Source organism: Pseudodesulfovibrio indicus, from assembly GCF_001563225.1.
Lineage (GTDB): Bacteria > Desulfobacterota > Desulfovibrionia > Desulfovibrionales > Desulfovibrionaceae > Pseudodesulfovibrio > Pseudodesulfovibrio indicus.
The window spans coordinates 3,547,710-3,565,147 of the sequence record NZ_CP014206.1; the positions used below are offsets into that span (position 1 = coordinate 3,547,710).

Consider the following 17,438-nt stretch of genomic DNA (forward strand, 5'->3'; position numbering starts at 1 on the left):
AAAGGGTGTAACGAACGTCAAGGAGCCGACCATGAACGAACAGAACGTCCTCGGACATCACATCCGCCAACTGCGCAAGGCCCAGGGGATGACCCTCCGCGATCTCGCCGAAAAGGCGGGCTGCTCCGAAAGCATGCTGTCCAAGATCGAGAACGGGAAGGGCAACCCGTCCATCAAGGCGTTGCAGGGCATCTCCAAGGCCCTGGGCACCAACATGGGAGCCCTGTTCCAGCCCGACGCCGCGCCGGGCATCGTCTCCCACTGGGGCGAGCGGCACATGGCCCAGATGACCACGGGCAGGGGCGTGGTCCTCGAATACCTGTCGCCCCACCTGCCCGGCCACACCCTCCAGGCCCACATCCACGTGGTCGAACCGGGCGGCAGCAGCCTCGGCGAAATCTCCCACGAGGGCGAGGAAGTCGGCTACGTCCTGACCGGAGAGCTGGAGCTGACCGTGGACGACCAGACCTACCACGTCAAGGAAGGCGACTCCTTCTTCTTCAGCTCCGAACTCCCCCACGCCTTCCGCAACAACGGCGCCGTCACCGCCCGAGTCCTCTGGGTCAACACCCCGCCGACCTACTGATCCCGCCTTGCCGCGCCGCCTCGCGGCTGCCCATAATTGTCATTTCCTCTCAGGAAATTTTCTCAATTTTCCCATATTTGTCACACACCCCTTTAAACCCCTTTCCCCGGTTGCCCATAGGCACCCTTCCAAACCTCAGTCTTTTCAACATATTCCCGGAGAATTTTCCCTACACGAAAGTTTTGGCACGAGAGCTGCTAAAATCAGTCAAGTTTTTAGTCGCGACCGCGCAGCCAACTCAACCGTATTAGGAGAACAAGAATGACCCGTCCCCCCCTTTTCAAACGCAGCGTCAGGTGCATGGCCGTGGCCTTGGCCGTTCTGCTTCTCACCGTCACCGCCGCCTGGGCCGACCTGCTCCAGGACATCAAGGACAAGGGAGAGATCACCATCGGCACCGAGGCCGCCTTCCCGCCCTTCGAGTTCGTGGAGAACGGCAAGATCGTGGGCTATTCCGCCGACCTGCTCGAACTGATCATGAAGGACCTGCCCGGCGTCAAGCTCAACCGCCTGGACGTGCCCTGGCAGGGCATCCTGCCGGGCCTGGCCGCCGGCAAATTCGACTACATCGTGACCTCGGTCACCGCCACCAAGGAGCGGTATGACCGCTACGCCCTCTCCCTGCCCATCGCCGACGCCACGGTCGCCCTCCTGGTGCGCAAGGACTCCGACATCAAGACCGCCGGGGACGCGGCCGGAAAGGTCGTCGCCTCCCAGACCGGTTCCGCCCAGCTCAAGGCCCTGCTCGGCCTCGGGGAGAAGCTCGCGGCCGAGGGCAAATCCTTCAAGGACGTGCGGGAATACGTGTCCTTTGACGAGGCCTACGCCGACCTGGCCGCCGGGCGGCTGGACGCGGTGGCCCAGGCCTTTCCCAACCTGGCCGACGCGGTCAAGAAGCGCCCCGACGCCTTCCGCATCATCACCCCGCCCTTCGGCCCCGCCGTGTACTTCTCCTGGGCCGCCCGCAAGGACGCGGAATCCAAGTCCCTGGCCGACTTCTTCGACGCGGGCCTGCGCAAGCTCAACGAGTCCGGCAAGATGAAGGAACTCCAAATGAAGTGGTTCGGCTTCGAGATGCCGGTCCCCGCCGACGCGCTGCCCGTCCCCGTCCAGTAGCCATCCAGGGAAACGACCCGACATGAACGCGTCATTGGACTACACGGTCGTCATCGACAACCTCCCCCTCTTGATACAGGGAGCGGGGGTCACCCTTGCGGTGGCCCTCGCCTCCATCACGGCGGGGCTGGCGGTCGGCATGGCGGTCTGCCTGGGCAGGCTCTCGGGCAACCGCGTGCTGCGCGGGCTGATGAAGGTCTACATCAGCGCCCTGCGCGGCATTCCCATCCTGGTCATGCTGATGATCGTCTTCTACATGCTCCCGCTGGTGGGGCTGGAGGTGCCGCCGGTGCTGGCCGCCATCCTCGGCCTGAGCCTCAACTCCGCCGCCTTCCAGGCCGAGATATTTCGCGGCGGGTTCAACAGCCTTCCCAAGGGACAGCTGGAGGCGGCCCGCGCCCTGGGCATGGCCGAGACGCGCATCCTGACGCGCATCGTCATCCCCCAGGTCCTGCTCCGCGTCCTGCCGTCCCTGGTGAACGAACTCATCGTGCTCCTCAAGAACACCTCCCTGGCCTCGACCATCACGGTCATCGAACTGCTGCGCACCAGCCAGCAGCTCGTCTCCTCCACCTACCGGCCCACGGAGATCTATTCCGCGGCGGCCCTGCTCTACATCCTGATGTGCTTCGGCCTCTCGGTCCTGGGATCGTCGGTCCGCAGCAGATTGAGCGGCCACGAGGAGGGTGCGGCATGAACCTCTCCGTGCTCGACAGCTACTGGCCGATCATCCTCGGCGGCCTCCGCACCACGGTGGTCATCTGCACCCTCAGCATCCTGCTCGGCCTGGTCCTGGGGCTCGGCCTGGAGCTTGTGCGCCGCAACCTGCGCTGGCTCCGGGTTCCGTGCCGGATCTACGTGGAGTTCTTTCGCGGCTCGCCCATCCTGCTCCAGCTCTTCCTGCTCTATTACGCGGGACCGAGCTTCGGCCTGGTCCTCGACCCGGACACGGCCGGAGTGGTCGGCCTGGCCCTCTACGGCGCGGCCTATTTCGCGGAAATCTTCCGGGGCGGCTTCGACGCCATCCCCGCGGGGCAGCTGGAAGCGGCCGAGAGCCTGGGCATCCCGCCCTTCCGGTCCCTGTGGCGCATCCAGCTGCCGCAGATGATGGCCATGGTCCTTCCGGCCCTCGTCAACCAGGCCATCATCCTGGTCAAGGACTCGGCCGTGCTGTCCATCATCACGGTCCCGGACCTGACCAAGCAGACCGCCAAGATCATCAACGAAACCTTCACCATCTCCGAGCCGCTGCTGGCCCTGGCCCTGCTCTACTGGCTGCTGGTGGAAACCCTGTCCAGGGGCGGCGCCAAGCTGGAGGCCATGGTCACGAAGCATCTCAAACCGCTCCGAGGGAAATCATCATGACCAAGAAACACGTAGCCAAGGCCCTGGCCATCCAGATCCAGGGACTGCACAAACGGTTCGGGGACATCGAGGTGCTCAAGGGCATCGACCTGGACATCCACCAGGGCGAAGTGGTCTGCCTCATCGGCCCCTCCGGCTCGGGCAAGAGCACGCTGCTGCGCTGCATCAACCTCCTGGAGACCTACGACGAGGGCGCCGTGCTCATCGACGGCAACTGCATCGGCTATTCCGAGACCTACGACGGCAAGCGCGTCCCGGCCTCGGCCGCGTCCGTGCGCGACGCGCGCCGGGACCTCGGCATGGTCTTCCAGCAGTTCAATCTCTGGCCCCACATGAGCGTGCTCCACAACGTCACCGAGGCCCTCCGCTCGGTCAAGCGGGCCGGACGCAGGGAGGCCGAGGCACGGGGCGCGGCCATGCTGGAGAAGGTCGGGCTGGGCGACAAGCTGCACAGCTATCCGGCCAACCTCTCCGGCGGCCAGGCACAGCAGCGGGTGGCCATTGCCCGCGCCCTGGCCATGGAGCCGTCCATCATGCTCTTCGACGAGCCGACCTCCGCCCTCGACCCCGAGCTGGTCGACGACGTGCTCAACGTCATGCGCAACCTGGCCGACGAAGGCATGACCATGATCGTCGTCACCCACGAGATGGGCTTCGCCGCCGAGGTGGCGGACCGCGTCGTCTTCCTCGAAGACGGCAGGCTCGTCATCCAGGGCAGCCCGGACGCCATTTTCAACGCATCGGACGATCCCCGGCTCGAAAGGTTCCTCGGTTCCTGGAACCGGCGCAACGTCAGTGCACCAAACCACAAAGAAAGGAGTCTATAATGACAACCGCCCCCACCCGCATTCCCCCCAGGACCGGAAAGGCCGTGTTCCTCAAGGCCGGCCAGGCCATCAAGATCATCAACACCCACGGGCAGCAGATCGTCGACACCTGGGCCTTCAACCCCTATGACATGAGCGAATACCTGTCCATGCAGCACACCCGGGCCTATCTGAACAAGGTCATCCCCGGGGTGGGCGACGCCCTGGTCTCCAACCGCCGCCGCCCCCTGCTGCACCTGGAGGAGGACACCTCCCCGGGCGTCCACGACACCCTGATCGCCGCCTGCGACATCTACCGCTACATCGGCCTGGGCGTGGACGAATACCACGACAACTGCCAGGACAACATGTACGCGGCCATGGCCGCCCTGGGCCACACGCCGTGCACCTGCCCCAGCCCCCTGAACCTGTGGATGAACACCCCGGCCACGGACAACGTCGTCGAGTGGCTGCCCCCGGTCTCCAAGCCCGGGGACTATGTGGTCCTGCGCGCGGCCGTCGACTGCGTGGTGGCCATGTCCAACTGCCCCCAGGACATCCTGCCCATCAACGGGGAGGCCTGCGATCCCACCGAAACCCACTTCGAGATTCTCGAGGCGAAATAAATGGACGTCATCGACCTGGCCCGGCGGCTCATCCGGATCGACACCACCAATCCTCCGGGTCGCGAACGGGATGCGCTCGACCTCCTGGCCCCCCTGCTCTCCTCCGGCGGGGCCCGCGTGACGCTGGACCGGTTCGATGAAGGCAGAGGGAGCCTGGTGGCCCGCTTCAACGCGGGGCACCGGGCTCCGGCCCTGTGCTTCGCCGGACACATAGACACCGTGCCGTTCGGCGGGCAGACCTGGTCGCACCCGCCGCTGGGCGCGGAAGAGGCGGCGGGGAAGATCTACGGCCGGGGGGCCAGCGACATGAAGTCCGGCATCGCGGCCATGTGCATCGCGGCCCTCGAGATGATCGCCGAGGGCATGGACCGCGAGCTGGCCCTGTACGTCTTCGGCGGCGAGGAAACCGGCTGCACCGGGTCCTTCCACGCTCTGGCGGACCCGGCCCTGCTCGGCGAGCCCGGGGCCGTCGTGGTCGCCGAACCGACCTCCTGCCGCCCGCTCCTGGGACACAAGGGAGCGCTCTGGCTGCGCTGCACCGCCACGGGCACCACGGCCCACGGCGCCATGCCCGAGCTGGGGGACAACGCGCTGTACAAGGCGGTGGACGCCATCCGGGCCATCCGGGACATCGACTGGGCCGTGCCCGACCACGCCCACCTGGGCCCCATGACCCTCTCGGTCAACACCCTGCATTCGGGCATGAACACCAATTCCGTGCCGGACCGGGCCACCTTCGACATCGACATGCGGACCCTGCCCGGCCAGCACGGCCCGGACATCGTGGACAGGATCATCCGGGCGGCGCCTCCCGGGACCATCGCCGCGCAGCTCCTGGACATCCCGGCGGTCTGGACCGAGCCGTCCGAGCCGTGGATCGAAAGCGCCTTCCAGGTCCTGACGCCCCTGCTGGACGCGCCCCCGGCCATTGAAACCGTCCAGTTCTTCACGGACGCCGCCGCATTCCGGCGCGCCCTCCCCGACGTTCCCATCCTTGTTCTCGGACCGGGCGATCCGGCCATGGCCCACCAGACGGACGAGTACTGCGCCATCCGGGAGATCCGCCAGGCCGTGCGCCTGTACAAGGCCATCGGAGCCGCCTGGGCCGCCGCCCCCGACAACCCCTGACCGGCCCCGAACCGGCGTCCCGTCCGGCCTTCCCGCCGTGCCATGTCGTGGGAAAGAGTGGACTTTTGAAAGCACCTGTGCTGAAATTCCGCAAATTTGAGAAGGGGTGGCCTGCAGCCGCCCGGGTTCAAGCCCTTCGGGCGCGGCGTGGGATGGGGTATCGCTGCCGCTGCCGGGGTTTCCAGGTTATTCGAGAGCGTCAGCCGCCGCCGGGCTTCCCGGTGCCGTCCCGGGTCCCCGGAACGGCGGGAATGTCGCGGCCTTGGGCCGGTGCCGGTCTTTCCGGCGCGGACAGGGCGGAGCGCGGCGGGCCGCTCATTACATATAGCTCTTGTCGGGGCACCCGCGCCGGGCCGTTTTTCATCGAGCCGGGCGCACCGCTTCCGGCAGTAATTTATTGCAGTGGAGAGTTGGTTGCATGTCTAATCTCAAAATGATGCGTAAAGCGGTCGCGTTCGCGGTCGTGGCCATCCTCATGACGGCGCTGTCCGCCGGGGCCGCCGGGTTCAAGAAAGAATACAAGATGCAGGTCACGGTCGGGCCGAAGCTCTACTGGGGCATGGGCGCCACCAAGTTCGCCGAGCTGGTCGGCGAAAAGACCAACGGCCAGATCAACGTCAAACCGTACTTCGGGTCCGCCCTGCTCAAGGGCGCGCAGCTCAAGAGCTCGCAGATGGTCGCCAAGGGCGTCATCGACTGCGCCATCGATTCGACCATCAACATCAGCCCGGTCATCCCCGAAGCCAATATTTTTCATCTTCCCTTCTTCCTGAACGACTTCGAGACCCTGGACAAGGTCAAGTACGGCCAGGCGGGCGAGGCCGTGTTTGCGGCCATGCGCGCCAAGCGCATCGAGCCGTTGGCCTGGGCCGAGAACGGCTTCCGCCAGCTGACCAACTCCAAGGTCGCGGTCAGGACCCCCGCCGACATGAAGGGTCTGCGCATCCGCGTGGTCGGCAACCCGCTGTTCATCGACACCTTCCGCCAGCTGGGCGCCGACCCGGTGAACATGAACTGGGGCGACGCGGTCGCCGGTTTCCAGCAGGGCGTGGTCGACGGCCAGGAGAACCCGGTCGGCGTGCTCATCCCCATCCAGATCTACCAGTACCACAAGTACGCGACCATGTGGAATTACCTGGTCGATCCGCTGATCATCTACTGGAACCAGCAGGAGTGGAACGGTTTCCCCGAGGAGATCCAAAACGCGATCATGGAGGCCGCCAACGAGGCGGGCCGCTTCGAAACCGCCCTGAGCCGCGCCGGACTTGACGGCGACGTCTCCCTGAACATCCTCAAGAACGAATTCAACTACACCATGGAAGTTCCGGACCCCATCGCTTTCCTGGAAAGCAAGGGCATGGAAGTCCACATGCTTACCGACGAGGAGCGGGCCGCCTTTGCCGAGGTCACCCGTCCCGTCTACGACAAGTGGGTCAAGGAGATCGGTACCGATCTCTATGAGAAGGCCAAGGCCGACATCGGCCAATAAGCCCTTCCCTTGCCGACGATTGCGTCCCGCCCCGGAGTGGTTCTCCGGGGCGGGCTCTCTCACGGGGTTTCGCCTGCGGAACCCGAATAGCGGAGTAAGCGTGTGAAAAAGTTACTGTTTGGTTTCAGCCTCGAGCACTGGCTCGTGGCCCTCTGCATGGCCGGCATGGTGATCATCGCCTTCCTCAACGTCCTGAGCCGGTACATCTTTCATTTCTCCCTGGCCGCCACCGAGGAGATCACCATCAACCTCTTCGTCTGGATGACCGTCATCGGCATCGGCATCGCCTTCAAGCGGGGCGGACACATGGGCATGGTGACCTTCTTCAACCATTTCCCCCGGCGCGCGCAGAAGACGTGCATCGTCATCTATTCCCTGCTCGCCGCCCTGCTCTTCCTGGTCCTGGACTACTACATGATCCAGGCCATCTACGACGAGATCACCCTGTTCGAGGCCAAGTCCGCCGCCCTGAACATCCCGGTGTGGATCTACTACCTGGGGCTGCCGGTCCTGTCGGTCTTCATCTTCCACGGCATCTACTGCGACGCCGTGCGCAAGCTGGCCGACCCGGAGGAGGAGTAAGCCATGGAATTCCTGCTCATCCTGGTCCTCTTCCTGGTGCTCATGGTCATGGGCGCGCCCATCGGCACGTCGCTCGGCGTGTCCGCGGTGGCCACCATCCTGTACTTCGACCTGGGAGCGGAGATGCTCGGCGTGAACTTCGCCTCGGGCATCGCCTCCTTCCCGCTGCTGGCCATCCCGTTCTTCGTCCTGGCGGGCGTCATCCTGGAACGGGCGGGCATCGCGGCGCACATCGCCAACTTCTTCGAGCTGCTGGTGGGCCGCGCCACGGGCGGGCTGTCCATCGTGGCCGTGCTGACCTGCATGTTCTGGGGCGCCATGTCCGGCTCCGGCCCGGCCACCACCGCCGCCGTGGGCCTGATCCTGCTCACCCCCATGCTCAAGAACGGCTACGACAAGGCCTTTGCCGGGGCGACCATCGCCAACGCCTCGGACCTGTCCATCATCATCCCGCCGTCCATCGCCTTCATCATCTACGGCAACATCACCTCGGTGTCCGTGTCCGCGCTGTTCGTGGCGGGCATCATCCCCGGCATCCTGACCGGGCTGGCGACCATGCTCGTGGCCTGGTACATCTCCTACCGCCGGGGCTACCGGGGGCTGGTCTGCCGAGGCTGCATGACCGACCTGCTCAAGGCCCTGCGCCAGTCCTTCTGGGCGATCATGGCCCCGGTGGTCATCCTGGGCGGCATCTACACCGGCATCTTCACGCCCACCGAGGCGGCGGTGGTGGCGGTCTTCTACAGCCTGTTCGTGGCCGTGGTCGTCTACCGCTCCATCGGCTGGCGCGACCTGATCGAGATCCTGGTGGACTCCGCCGTGACCAGCTCGGTGATCATGTTCATCGTGGCCTTCGCGGGCATCTTCACCTGGGCCGCCTCGGTCACCGGGGTCATCGACGCCATGGCCGACCTGATCATCCGCATCTCGCCCAACGCCGTGGTCATGATCATCCTGGTCAACGTCCTGCTCTTCGGCCTGGGCATGATCCTGGACGCCATCTCCATCTCGTACCTGCTCATGCCGATCCTCATCCCGGTGCTCTCCGCGTTCCACGTGGACCCGGTGTTCTACGGGGTCATCTTCATCTCGGCCCTGGCCATCGGCCAGGCCACGCCGCCGGTGGGCGTCAACCTGTTCACCGCCGCCAACCTGGTGGGCTGCGATGTGGACGAGATCGCCAAGGAGGCGATCCCCTACGTGGTCATGGACTTCGTGGTCCTGATCATCATCTCGCTCATTCCGGCGCTGTCGCTGGTGCTGCCCCAGTGGGCCGGACTGTATACGCCGTAAGGCCGGGGGCCTTCCCGTGGCGGGGAGGCCCCTTTTTTTTACGCCCGGTTTTGTCTCGAACCATTTTACAATCCCGTTAAATACCCTTGATCCGAACACCAGATAATTTCAAAAATGTAACCTTTCCGGACCGCGCGAGCCGCGCTTCCGGGCGGGCTTCACATCACAGGGGCCGGGGTTTGCTGGCAATAAGCCGGGCCGCGTCTTCTGGCACTGCCATTGCACCTTCCACCGGGCCGGGACGCCATCGTCACGGCCGCGCGACATTCCATACCATCAACCGCAAGAGAGGATTTTAATGAAACGCATTCTGACCATCGCGGCGGCGCTCTGCCTGGCGGTCGCCCTGTTCGCGGGCTCCGCCATGGCCGCGGGCAAGCTCAAGGTGGCGGGCATCTACACCCAGCCCATCCAGCAGAAATGGGACGCCTGCCTGCACAAGGCCCTGCAAAAGGCCGCCGACGCGGGCGAAATCGAGTACGTGTACTCCGAGAAGGTATCCAACACCGACTACATCCGCGTGCTGCGCGAGTACTCCGAGAAGGGCGTGAACCTGATCGTGGGCGAGGCCTTCGGCATCTCCCGCGACGTGACCAAGGTGGCCAAGGACTACCCGAACGTGGCCTACCTCATGGGCGACTCCTTCGGCCCGCGCGGCGACAATCTTTCCGTGTTCGACAACTACATCCACGAGCCGTGCTACCTGATGGGCATGGTCGCGGGCAAGATGACCAAGACCAACAAGATCGGCATGGTCGGCGGCTATCCCATCGGCGAATGCAACCGGCTGTTCAACGCCTTCATGGCCGGGGCCAAATCCGTGAACCCGGACGTCCAGTTCAAGGTCTCCTTCATCGGCTCCTGGTATGATCCGCCCAAGGCCAAGGAATTCGCCTTCGCCCAGGTGGAGTCCGGCGTGGACGTGCTCTACGCCGAGCGCGCGGGCGTGGTCGACGCGGCCCGCGAAAAGGGCATCATCGCCTTCGGCAACGTCAACGACATGAACAAGGAAGAGAACGGCAAGGACGTGGTCGTGGCCTCCGCCCTGTGGAGCATGGACGCCGCCATCGGCCACGCCGTGCAGCTGGTCGAGGCGGGCCAGTTCAAGGCCGAGGACTACCGCGAGTGGACCATGATGGCCAAGGGCGGCGCGTCCCTGTCCCCGTTCTACGAGTTCGAGGACAAGATTCCCGCCGACGTCAAGGCGGCCGTGGCGCAGAAAGCCGACGAGATCAAGGCCGGGACCTTCACCGTCGCCATCGACGACGCCGAGCCCAAGTCCACCTTCTAAACGAACCCTCACGGCGGGCCGCTTCCCCTTGTCGGGGGAGCGGCCCGTTTTCCGGAGCTCCATGCAGGACCCCATCCTGACCCTGAACGGCATCACCAAGACCTTCGGGCCGGTGGTCGCCAACCAAGACGTGACCCTGACCCTCCATCGCGGCGAGATGCTCGCCCTGCTGGGCGAGAACGGCGCGGGCAAGACCACCCTCATGTCCATCCTGTTCGGCCATTACGTGGCCGACGCGGGCACGGTGGAGGTGGACGGCGCGCCCCTGCCCCAGGGGTCGCCCCGCGCCGCGTTGAACGCGGGCGTGGGCATGGTCCACCAGCACTTCACCCTGGCCGGAAACATGTCCGTGCTCGAAAACGTCATGCTCGGCACCGAACCCCTGACCGCGCTCAGGCACGACCGCAAGACCGCCCTGGCCAAGCTCACGGCCCTGATGGCCCGCTTCGGCCTGGACGTGAACCCCTCGGCCAAGGTCAACGCCCTGTCCGTGGGCGAACGCCAGCGGGTGGAGATATTAAAGGTCCTGTACCGCGACGCACGCATCCTCATCCTGGACGAGCCGACCTCGGTGCTCACCCCGCAGGAGGCGGACCACCTGTTCCACACCCTGCGCCAGATGGTCGGCGAGGGGCTGTCCGTGATCTTCATCACCCACAAGATGCGCGAGGTCATGGCCGCGTCCGACCGCTGCGCCGTGCTCCGCCAGGGGCGCGTGGTCTTCGAGTCGGCCACGGCGGACACCACCGCCGGGGAGCTGGCCCGGGCCATGGTCGGCAGCGACATCCCCAAGGCGCGCCGCCCGGAGCCGAAGCAGGGCAAGGAGATCCTGTACCTCGACTCCATCCGGGTGGATGACGCGCGCGGCAAACCGCTCCTGGACAACCTCTCCCTGAGCCTCAAGAGCCACGAAATCCTGGGCATCGCCGGGGTCTCCGGCAACGGCCAGGCCCAGCTGGCCGACCTGCTCTCCGGGCTGATCGCGCCCCGCTGCGGGCAGATCGTCATCCGGGGCAAGGCCGTGCACAACCCCACCCCGGCGGCCATGCTGGAGCGCGGCGTGGGCCGCGTGCCCGACGACCGCACCGGCACCGGCCTGGTGGCGGACATGACCGTCATGGAGAACCTGGCCACCGAGACCTACCGGCTGCCCGGCTTCGCCCGGCGCGGCGTGCTGAATTTCAAGGCGCTGGCCTCCCGCGCCAAACAACTGGTGGAAACCTTCGACATCCGCTGCCCCGGCATCGATACCCCGGTGCGCAAGCTGTCCGGCGGCAACATGCAAAAGCTCATCCTGGCCCGCGTGTTTTCGAGCGCGCCCGCCATCATCATGGTCAACCAGCCCACCTGGGGGCTGGACGTGGGGGCCACCGCCTACGTCCACCAGCAGCTCCTGAACGGGGCCGAACGCGGCGCGGGCATCATCCTCATCTCCGAGGACCTCGACGAACTGCTCCAGGTGGCGGACCGCATCCAGGTCATGTACCAGGGGTCCCTGTCCGACCCGGTTCCCACCTCCGGGGTGGACCGCGCCGGGCTGGGCCTGCTCATGTCCGGCAACCGGCCCAAGGGTGCCGGGGGAGGCGTAGCATGCGCATAGAAGCGCGGGAGAATGTCTCCCTGGCCCGCAAGGCCCTGGCCCCGGTCCTGGCCGTGGGCGCGGCCATGGTCGTCTGTTCCGCCCTGCTCGTCTGGGCCGGGGCGTCCCCCCTGGAGGGCTGGGCGCTGATGCTCAAGGGCGCGCTGGGTTCCACCTTCGCCCTGACCGAGACCCTGACCCGCGCCACCCCGCTGATCTTCACCGGGCTGGCCGCGGCCGTGGCCTTCCGGGCCAAGCTCTGGAACATCGGGGCCGAGGGACAGCTGTACATCGGCGCGGTGGTCGCCACCTGGCTCGGCGCGGGGTCCTTCGAGATGCCCGCCTTCCTGATGATCCCCTACCTCTTCCTGGCCGGAGCCGTGGGCGGGGGGCTGCTCCTGCTCCTGCCCACCCTGCTCAAGACCAAGCTCCAGGTGGACGAGGTGGTCACCACCCTGCTGCTCAACTTCATCGTCCTGCTGTTCGTCAACTGGCTGGTCTTCGGGCCGTGGAAGGACCCCATGGCCATGGGCTGGCCCCAGGCCGCGCCGGTGGTCGATTCCGCCCTGCTGCCCCAGCTCCTGGCCAAGACCCGGCTGCACCTGGGGTTCGTCATCGCCCTGGCCTGCGCCGTGGGCGCGTGGTGGTTCATGCGCGCCACCACCTGGGGATTCGAGATCCGGGCCGTGGGCGCGAGCCCCCGCGCCAGTCGGTTCGCGGGCATGCCGGTGAACGCGGTCATCGTGCGCACCGCCCTGCTCTCCGGCGGGCTGGCCGCCATGGCGGGCGTGTCCGAGCTGCTCGGGGTCAAGGAGTACCTGACCCTCGACCTCTCCCCCGGCTTCGGCTACTCCGGCATCGTGGTCGCCATGCTCGCGGCCCTGCACCCGCTGGGCGTGGTCGCCTCGTCCCTGTTCGTGGCGGTCATCTACATCGGCGCGGACTCCATGAGCCGGGCCATCAACATCTCCAACTACATCGCGGACGTGACCACGGCGGTCTGTCTGCTCTCGGTGCTGGTCTCCATGTTCCTGACCCGCTACCGCATCCGGTGGAGGTAGCATGAACCTGTTCGACTTCCTTCTTGAGACCGGTTTCTGGATGGCCACCATCCGGATGGCCTCGCCGCTCATCTTCGGCACCCTGGGCGAGCTGATCTGCGAGCGCGCGGGCGTGCTCAACCTCGGCATCGAGGGCATCATGTCCGCCGGGTGCATGGCGGGCTGGATGTGGGTCTACCTCGGCGGCGACCTGTGGACCGGCGTGCTCTTCGCGGCCTTTGTGGGCGCGATGTTCGGGCTGCTCCACGCCCTGTTCACCGTGCACCTGGGGCTGTCCCAGCACGTCACGGGCCTGGGCATCACCATGCTCGGATCGAGCCTCGCGGCCTTCGTCTTCCGCATGCTCCTGCCCAAGGCCACCACCCCGCCCAAGATCGTGCCGTTCACCCCGCTCAAGGTCCCGTTCCTGTCCGACCTGCCCTTCCTGGGCGAGACCCTGTTCAACCAGACCGCCCTCACCTATCTGGCCCTCGCCATGGTCGTGGTGGTCGCCTACCTGCTCTTCCGCACCCCGCTGGGGCTGGCCGTGCGCATGGTCGGCGAAAACCCCATGGCCGCCGAGGCGCAGGGATTGTCCGTGTTCTCCATCCGCACCGGCGCGGTCATGGCGGGCAGCGCGCTCATGGCCGTGGGCGGCGCGTTCCTGACCATGTCCGCCTTTGACGCGCACTACATCGGCATGGTCAACGGACGCGGCTGGATCTGCATCGCCCTGGTGGTCTTCTCGTCCTGGAAACCGGCCAAGGCGCTGCTGGGCTGCGTGCTCTTCGCGGCCTTCGACGCCATCCAGATGCGCGTGCAGCAGCAGTCCGGCATGGCCATCCCGTACCAATTCTACTTGATGATGCCCTACGTTTTCTCCATCATAGCGCTCATCGTCATGTCGCGCCGCGCGGCCTACCCCAAGGCCCTGCTCATCCCCTTCCGCAGGGGCGAACGCTAACGAAAGGGAGAACCCCATGCTCGACCTGCTGGTCAAGAACGCGCGCATCGCCGGGCGCGAAACCACGGCGGACATCGCCTGCCGGGACGGGAAGATCGTCGAGGTCGCCCCGTGCATCGAGGGCGAGGCCGCTCGGACCATTGACGCCGACGGCTGCCTGGTCACGCCCCCCTTCGTGGACTCCCACTTCCACATGGACGCCACCCTGTCCATGGGCATGCCGCGCCTGAACCGGTCCGGCACCCTGCTGGAGGGCATCCGCATCTGGGGCGAGCTCAAGCCCGACCTGACCCCCGAGGGGTTGAAGGAACGCGCCCTCAAGCTCTGCTCCTGGGCCGTGGCCAAGGGCAACCTGGCCATCCGCACCCACGTGGACACCACGGACCCGACCCTGATGGCCGTGGACATGCTCCTGGAGGTGCGCGAGGAGATGAAGGAGTTCATCGACATCCAGCTGGTGGCCTTTCCCCAGGACGGCGTGCTGCGCTGCGAACGCGGCGTGGAGCTCTTGAAGCGCGCCCTGGACAAGGGCGTGGACGTGGTCGGCGGCATCCCGCACTTCGAGCGGACCATGGACGAGGGCCGAAGGTCCGTGGAGATCCTCTGCGAGATCGCGGCGGACCGGGGGCTGATGGTCGACATGCACTGCGACGAGTCCGACGACCCGCACTCGCGGCACATCGAATCCCTGACCTTCCAGACGCAACGGCTGGGCATGCAGGGCCGCGTCACCGGCTCGCACCTGACCTCCATGCACTCCATGGACAACTACTACGTGTCCAAGCTCCTGCCGCTCATGGCCGAGGCCGGGATCAACTGCGTGTGCAACCCGCTGGTGAACATGAACCTCCAAGGCCGCCACGACACCTATCCCAAGCGGCGCGGGCTGATGCGCGTGCCCGAGCTGACGGCCATGGGGATCAACGTGTCGCTCGGCCACGACGACGTCATGGACCCGTGGTATCCCATGGGCACCCACGACATGCTGGAGGTCGCCCACATGGGCGCGCACGCCCTGCACATGACCGGCACGGACCAGCAGGAAGCGTTGTTCGACGCGGTCACCGTCAACGGCGCGAAGACCCTGAACCTCGCGGGCTACGGGCTGGCCCCGGGCGACAACGCGGACATGGTCGTGCTCCAGGCCGCTAACCGGCTGGAGGCGCTCAGGCTGCACCCCGCCCGGCTGTTCGTCATCCGGCGCGGCAAGGTCATCTCCACCACCCCGCCGGTGCGCGCCACCGTGGAGCTGGGACGAACCCTGACCGTGGATTTCCGCTGAGAGCGGTTCGCCGCCGGCAAGCACCACCCGACCTTGTACCGGCGCGGCCCGCGCCACGCAAAAAGGCCCGGAGTCCGAGGACCCCGGGCCGTGTTTTCCGGCGCGTGCGCCGTTACTTCTTTGTCAGGCCATAGCCCAGCGGCAGCTTCTTGAACCGGCCGCCGTAGACGATGGGATCGCCCTTGTAGCCGAGCTTCCTGAAGTCGATGTAGTCGGTGGAGCCGATCAGGTCGTCCACGTCGCGGCCCATCATCTTGAGCAGCTCGAAGTCCGCGCCCTGCTCCACCAGCTCCCGGAACTTGACCTCGCGGGAATCCTGGTGGCAGCGGTCGCAGGTCCGCTCGCCCTTGAGGCTCTCGTGGCACTGGACGCAGGACAGGGCGTGCTCCTTGGGCATGACCTCGTGCTCGATGCGCCAGTACATGTTGGTGGCGACCCACATGTACTCGCCGCTGTAGGGCAGATTGGCCTTGGCCATGCCTTCCTTGAACGCGGCCTGCCAGTCGGTCCCCTTCCAGAAGGCGGACGTGTCCTCCTTGCCGTAGGGGAACAGGTGCGGCACCAGCAGATAGCGGTGCTTGGCGTCCGCGGGCTGGATGCCGGCCATGATCTTGAACGGCGTGATCTTGGAGTGCGGGTCGTCCAGGGCGCCCACCGGACGGGTGATGTCCGTGACGACCATGGCCGCCTTCTGCTCCGGGGTCGGCTGCTCGCCCGGCAGGAACCCCTTGGCCTCCGGATTGATGGGGTCGCCCAGCAGGCGGCGCTCCATGAACCCGTTGTACCAGGCGTAGACGGGCTTGGCCGCCTCCTTCCAGCGGAAGTCGCCCTTCATCCAGTTGTAGTCCGGCTTGCCGTACTTGTCCTTGCGCACCTCGCGCTTCTTGTCCCCGGCCGTGGACCAGTCCCACCAGGTCTTCGTCGCCGCGCACTTGGAGTAGATGGGCGAGTGGCAGGCGTTGCAGGCCACGGTCTCGCAGTGCATGTTCAGGTGATGGTCGAGCAGGCTCTCGCCGTAGTGCGGCTTGGACGTATGGCAGTCCTCGCAGGCGCGGGACCCTTCGGCCACGGGCACGGAGGTGGACCGGCCCGATATCTTGTGGTTCCGGGTCTCGTGGCACTCCGTGCAGCTGAAGTCGTAGCCGCCCATGTGGATGTCGCAGTTGCGGTCGGGCCAGTTGAGCTCGGCCGACATGTCCGCGTGCTTGACCGCGTCCCCGCCGCCGCCCGCGAAGTGGCAGACGCCGCAGGTCTGGCGGCTGGAGGGGCCGACGTTTTGGGCGACGAAGACCATGTCCACCTTGGGGTCGGGCATGCCCGCCGCGGGCGGTGCCTTGCGATAGCTGCCCGTGGTGTCGTGGCAGACCAGGCAGTCCATGTTCTCCTTGTTGGAGAAGTCGAAGGTGTTGTCCTTCCAGCCGTACCCGGCGTGGCAGGAGGTGCAGCGGGATTCGTTGCTGAGCACCGACAGGCAGAAGTTGTTCAGCGTGGTGGTGCCCTTGCCGGACAGGACGCTCTTGCGGTGCTCCACGGTGTACGGAGACGGGCCGCGCCACAGCCAGTGGGCCGTGGTCAGCATGTCCTCGCCCGCCTGTTCGTGGCAGCGCAGGCATTCCCGCGTGACCTCCTGCGGAGAGGGGTTGTCCGGGAGCTTGACCAGCTCCTTGTGGTCCACCGGGCGCTTGGCGTGGCACCCTTCGCAACTGACCGGCCCCTGCTTCATCTGCTCATGGCAGTCCATGCACTGCATGTGGTAGGCGGCCTTGAGCCCGATGCGCTCGGGGTCCTTCTCGGAGAAGGCGTCCTGGTGGCAGGAGCGGCAGGCCACGATCTCGGCGGCCTCGGGGTCCTCGGGGCGGTAGTGGTGGCAGGAGGCGCAATCGCCGTTCAGGGCGGCCGAATGCTTGGCGTGCATGAACCGCACGGGCTCGTACTTGCGGTCAAAGGTGTCCACGAACTCGCTGTCCAGCAGGATGTAGCTCTGCTTCATGTCCTTGGGGCCGATGCCCAGCTTGCGCAGCCGCTGCTGGCGCAGGGGCAGGTCCTCCATGAGCACCTTGTCCACGTAGGGGTGTTCCTTGCGGGCCAGCTCCTCCGCCTTGACCTGGTCCACGGGCGACCAGCTCTCGGGCCTGGGAGTCAGATCCTTGCGCGACTTGGCCACGGGCTCGGCCTCACCGGCCGGGGGCGTGGCGGTCCAGGCCGGGGCCAGCGCCCACAGGACCGTGACCGCGACGGCCAGGACCGACCAACCGATTATCTTCCTCGGCTTCGTCTTCATCGGGAACACC

The 17,438-nt window shown here is 66.3% G+C and carries 16 protein-coding genes; 15 read left to right on the top strand and 1 reads right to left on the bottom strand.

All coding sequences use genetic code 11. From position 1 onward, the window contains the following. Positions 1-31: 31 nt before the first annotated feature. The 15 genes from AWY79_RS16205 (at position 32) to AWY79_RS16275 (ending at position 15,147) form a co-directional block, all read left to right on the top strand. A complete protein-coding gene (locus AWY79_RS16205) occupies positions 32-586 on the top strand; it encodes a cupin domain-containing protein (protein ID WP_078063825.1) in 555 nt (184 codons plus the stop codon). Between the two features lie 261 nt (positions 587-847). Next, entirely contained in the window at positions 848-1,702 is an 855-nt protein-coding gene (locus tag AWY79_RS16210) for a transporter substrate-binding domain-containing protein (protein ID WP_066806205.1), read from the top strand. A 22-nt stretch (positions 1,703-1,724) separates the two neighbouring features. Continuing rightward, positions 1,725-2,399 (top strand): amino acid ABC transporter permease, encoded by a 675-nt coding sequence (locus AWY79_RS16215; protein ID WP_078063826.1) that lies wholly within the window; start codon positions 1,725-1,727, stop codon positions 2,397-2,399. After that, a complete protein-coding gene (locus AWY79_RS16220; RefSeq protein WP_066806212.1) occupies positions 2,396-3,067 on the top strand; it encodes an amino acid ABC transporter permease in 672 nt (223 codons plus the stop codon). The genes AWY79_RS16215 and AWY79_RS16220 overlap by 4 nt, the downstream gene beginning before the upstream one ends. Continuing rightward, positions 3,064-3,894: an amino acid ABC transporter ATP-binding protein gene (locus AWY79_RS16225; protein WP_066806214.1), complete on the top strand. Its 831-nt coding sequence runs from the start codon at positions 3,064-3,066 to the stop codon at positions 3,892-3,894. Before AWY79_RS16220 ends, AWY79_RS16225 begins: the two co-directional genes overlap by 4 nt. Further along, complete coding sequence (locus AWY79_RS16230; RefSeq protein ID WP_066806216.1) at positions 3,894-4,499, top strand: DUF1989 domain-containing protein; 606 nt, start codon at positions 3,894-3,896, stop codon at positions 4,497-4,499. Before AWY79_RS16225 ends, AWY79_RS16230 begins: the two co-directional genes overlap by 1 nt. Further along, entirely contained in the window at positions 4,500-5,627 is a 1,128-nt protein-coding gene (locus AWY79_RS16235; RefSeq protein WP_066806218.1) for a M20 family metallopeptidase, read from the top strand. A 418-nt stretch (positions 5,628-6,045) separates the two neighbouring features. Next, complete coding sequence (locus tag AWY79_RS16240) at positions 6,046-7,116, top strand: DctP family TRAP transporter solute-binding subunit (RefSeq protein WP_099093217.1); 1,071 nt, start codon at positions 6,046-6,048, stop codon at positions 7,114-7,116. 102 nt (positions 7,117-7,218) lie between these two features. Next, complete coding sequence (locus AWY79_RS16245; protein ID WP_066806220.1) at positions 7,219-7,698, top strand: TRAP transporter small permease; 480 nt, start codon at positions 7,219-7,221, stop codon at positions 7,696-7,698. 3 nt (positions 7,699-7,701) lie between these two features. Then, entirely contained in the window at positions 7,702-8,991 is a 1,290-nt protein-coding gene (locus AWY79_RS16250) for a TRAP transporter large permease (RefSeq protein WP_066806222.1), read from the top strand. A gap of 298 nt (positions 8,992-9,289) precedes the next feature. After that, positions 9,290-10,282, top strand: coding sequence for a BMP family protein (locus tag AWY79_RS16255; protein WP_066806225.1), 993 nt, complete (start codon positions 9,290-9,292; stop codon positions 10,280-10,282). A gap of 61 nt (positions 10,283-10,343) precedes the next feature. Next, the gene (locus tag AWY79_RS16260) at positions 10,344-11,882 is read left to right on the top strand and encodes an ABC transporter ATP-binding protein (protein WP_066806233.1); all 1,539 of its coding nucleotides are present in this window, start codon (positions 10,344-10,346) and stop codon (positions 11,880-11,882) included. Beyond that, positions 11,873-12,922 (top strand): ABC transporter permease, encoded by a 1,050-nt coding sequence (locus AWY79_RS16265; protein WP_066806235.1) that lies wholly within the window; start codon positions 11,873-11,875, stop codon positions 12,920-12,922. Before AWY79_RS16260 ends, AWY79_RS16265 begins: the two co-directional genes overlap by 10 nt. 1 nt (position 12,923) lies before the next feature. Beyond that, on the top strand, positions 12,924-13,865 hold the full coding sequence (locus AWY79_RS16270) for an ABC transporter permease (RefSeq protein ID WP_066806237.1): 942 nt from the start codon (positions 12,924-12,926) through the stop codon (positions 13,863-13,865). A gap of 16 nt (positions 13,866-13,881) precedes the next feature. Beyond that, on the top strand, positions 13,882-15,147 hold the full coding sequence (locus AWY79_RS16275) for an amidohydrolase family protein (protein WP_066806239.1): 1,266 nt from the start codon (positions 13,882-13,884) through the stop codon (positions 15,145-15,147). A 112-nt stretch (positions 15,148-15,259) separates the two neighbouring features. Here the strand turns inward: AWY79_RS16275 and AWY79_RS16280 are convergent, their stop codons facing one another. Continuing rightward, positions 15,260-17,428, bottom strand: a complete 2,169-nt coding sequence (locus AWY79_RS16280) for a tetrathionate reductase family octaheme c-type cytochrome (RefSeq protein ID WP_066807331.1) — start codon at positions 17,426-17,428, stop codon at positions 15,260-15,262. Positions 17,429-17,438: the final 10 nt, after the last annotated feature.

What these genes read in the sequence shown, in the direction of transcription:
- AWY79_RS16210 (WP_066806205.1), top strand. Translation starts at nt 848, where the DNA reads ATGACCCGTCCCCCCCTTTTCAAACGCAGCGTCAGGTGCATGGCCGTG.
- AWY79_RS16255 (WP_066806225.1), top strand. Translation starts at nt 9,290, where the DNA reads ATGAAACGCATTCTGACCATCGCGGCGGCGCTCTGCCTGGCGGTCGCC.
- AWY79_RS16240 (WP_099093217.1), top strand. Translation starts at nt 6,046, where the DNA reads ATGTCTAATCTCAAAATGATGCGTAAAGCGGTCGCGTTCGCGGTCGTG.
- AWY79_RS16280 (WP_066807331.1), bottom strand. Translation starts at nt 17,428, where the DNA reads ATGAAGACGAAGCCGAGGAAGATAATCGGTTGGTCGGTCCTGGCCGTC.
- AWY79_RS16230 (WP_066806216.1), top strand. Translation starts at nt 3,894, where the DNA reads ATGACAACCGCCCCCACCCGCATTCCCCCCAGGACCGGAAAGGCCGTG.
- AWY79_RS16225 (WP_066806214.1), top strand. Translation starts at nt 3,064, where the DNA reads ATGACCAAGAAACACGTAGCCAAGGCCCTGGCCATCCAGATCCAGGGA.
- AWY79_RS16235 (WP_066806218.1), top strand. Translation starts at nt 4,500, where the DNA reads ATGGACGTCATCGACCTGGCCCGGCGGCTCATCCGGATCGACACCACC.
- AWY79_RS16220 (WP_066806212.1), top strand. Translation starts at nt 2,396, where the DNA reads ATGAACCTCTCCGTGCTCGACAGCTACTGGCCGATCATCCTCGGCGGC.
- AWY79_RS16270 (WP_066806237.1), top strand. Translation starts at nt 12,924, where the DNA reads ATGAACCTGTTCGACTTCCTTCTTGAGACCGGTTTCTGGATGGCCACC.
- AWY79_RS16205 (WP_078063825.1), top strand. Translation starts at nt 32, where the DNA reads ATGAACGAACAGAACGTCCTCGGACATCACATCCGCCAACTGCGCAAG.
- AWY79_RS16275 (WP_066806239.1), top strand. Translation starts at nt 13,882, where the DNA reads ATGCTCGACCTGCTGGTCAAGAACGCGCGCATCGCCGGGCGCGAAACC.
- AWY79_RS16250 (WP_066806222.1), top strand. Translation starts at nt 7,702, where the DNA reads ATGGAATTCCTGCTCATCCTGGTCCTCTTCCTGGTGCTCATGGTCATG.
- AWY79_RS16265 (WP_066806235.1), top strand. Translation starts at nt 11,873, where the DNA reads ATGCGCATAGAAGCGCGGGAGAATGTCTCCCTGGCCCGCAAGGCCCTG.
- AWY79_RS16215 (WP_078063826.1), top strand. Translation starts at nt 1,725, where the DNA reads ATGAACGCGTCATTGGACTACACGGTCGTCATCGACAACCTCCCCCTC.
- AWY79_RS16260 (WP_066806233.1), top strand. Translation starts at nt 10,344, where the DNA reads ATGCAGGACCCCATCCTGACCCTGAACGGCATCACCAAGACCTTCGGG.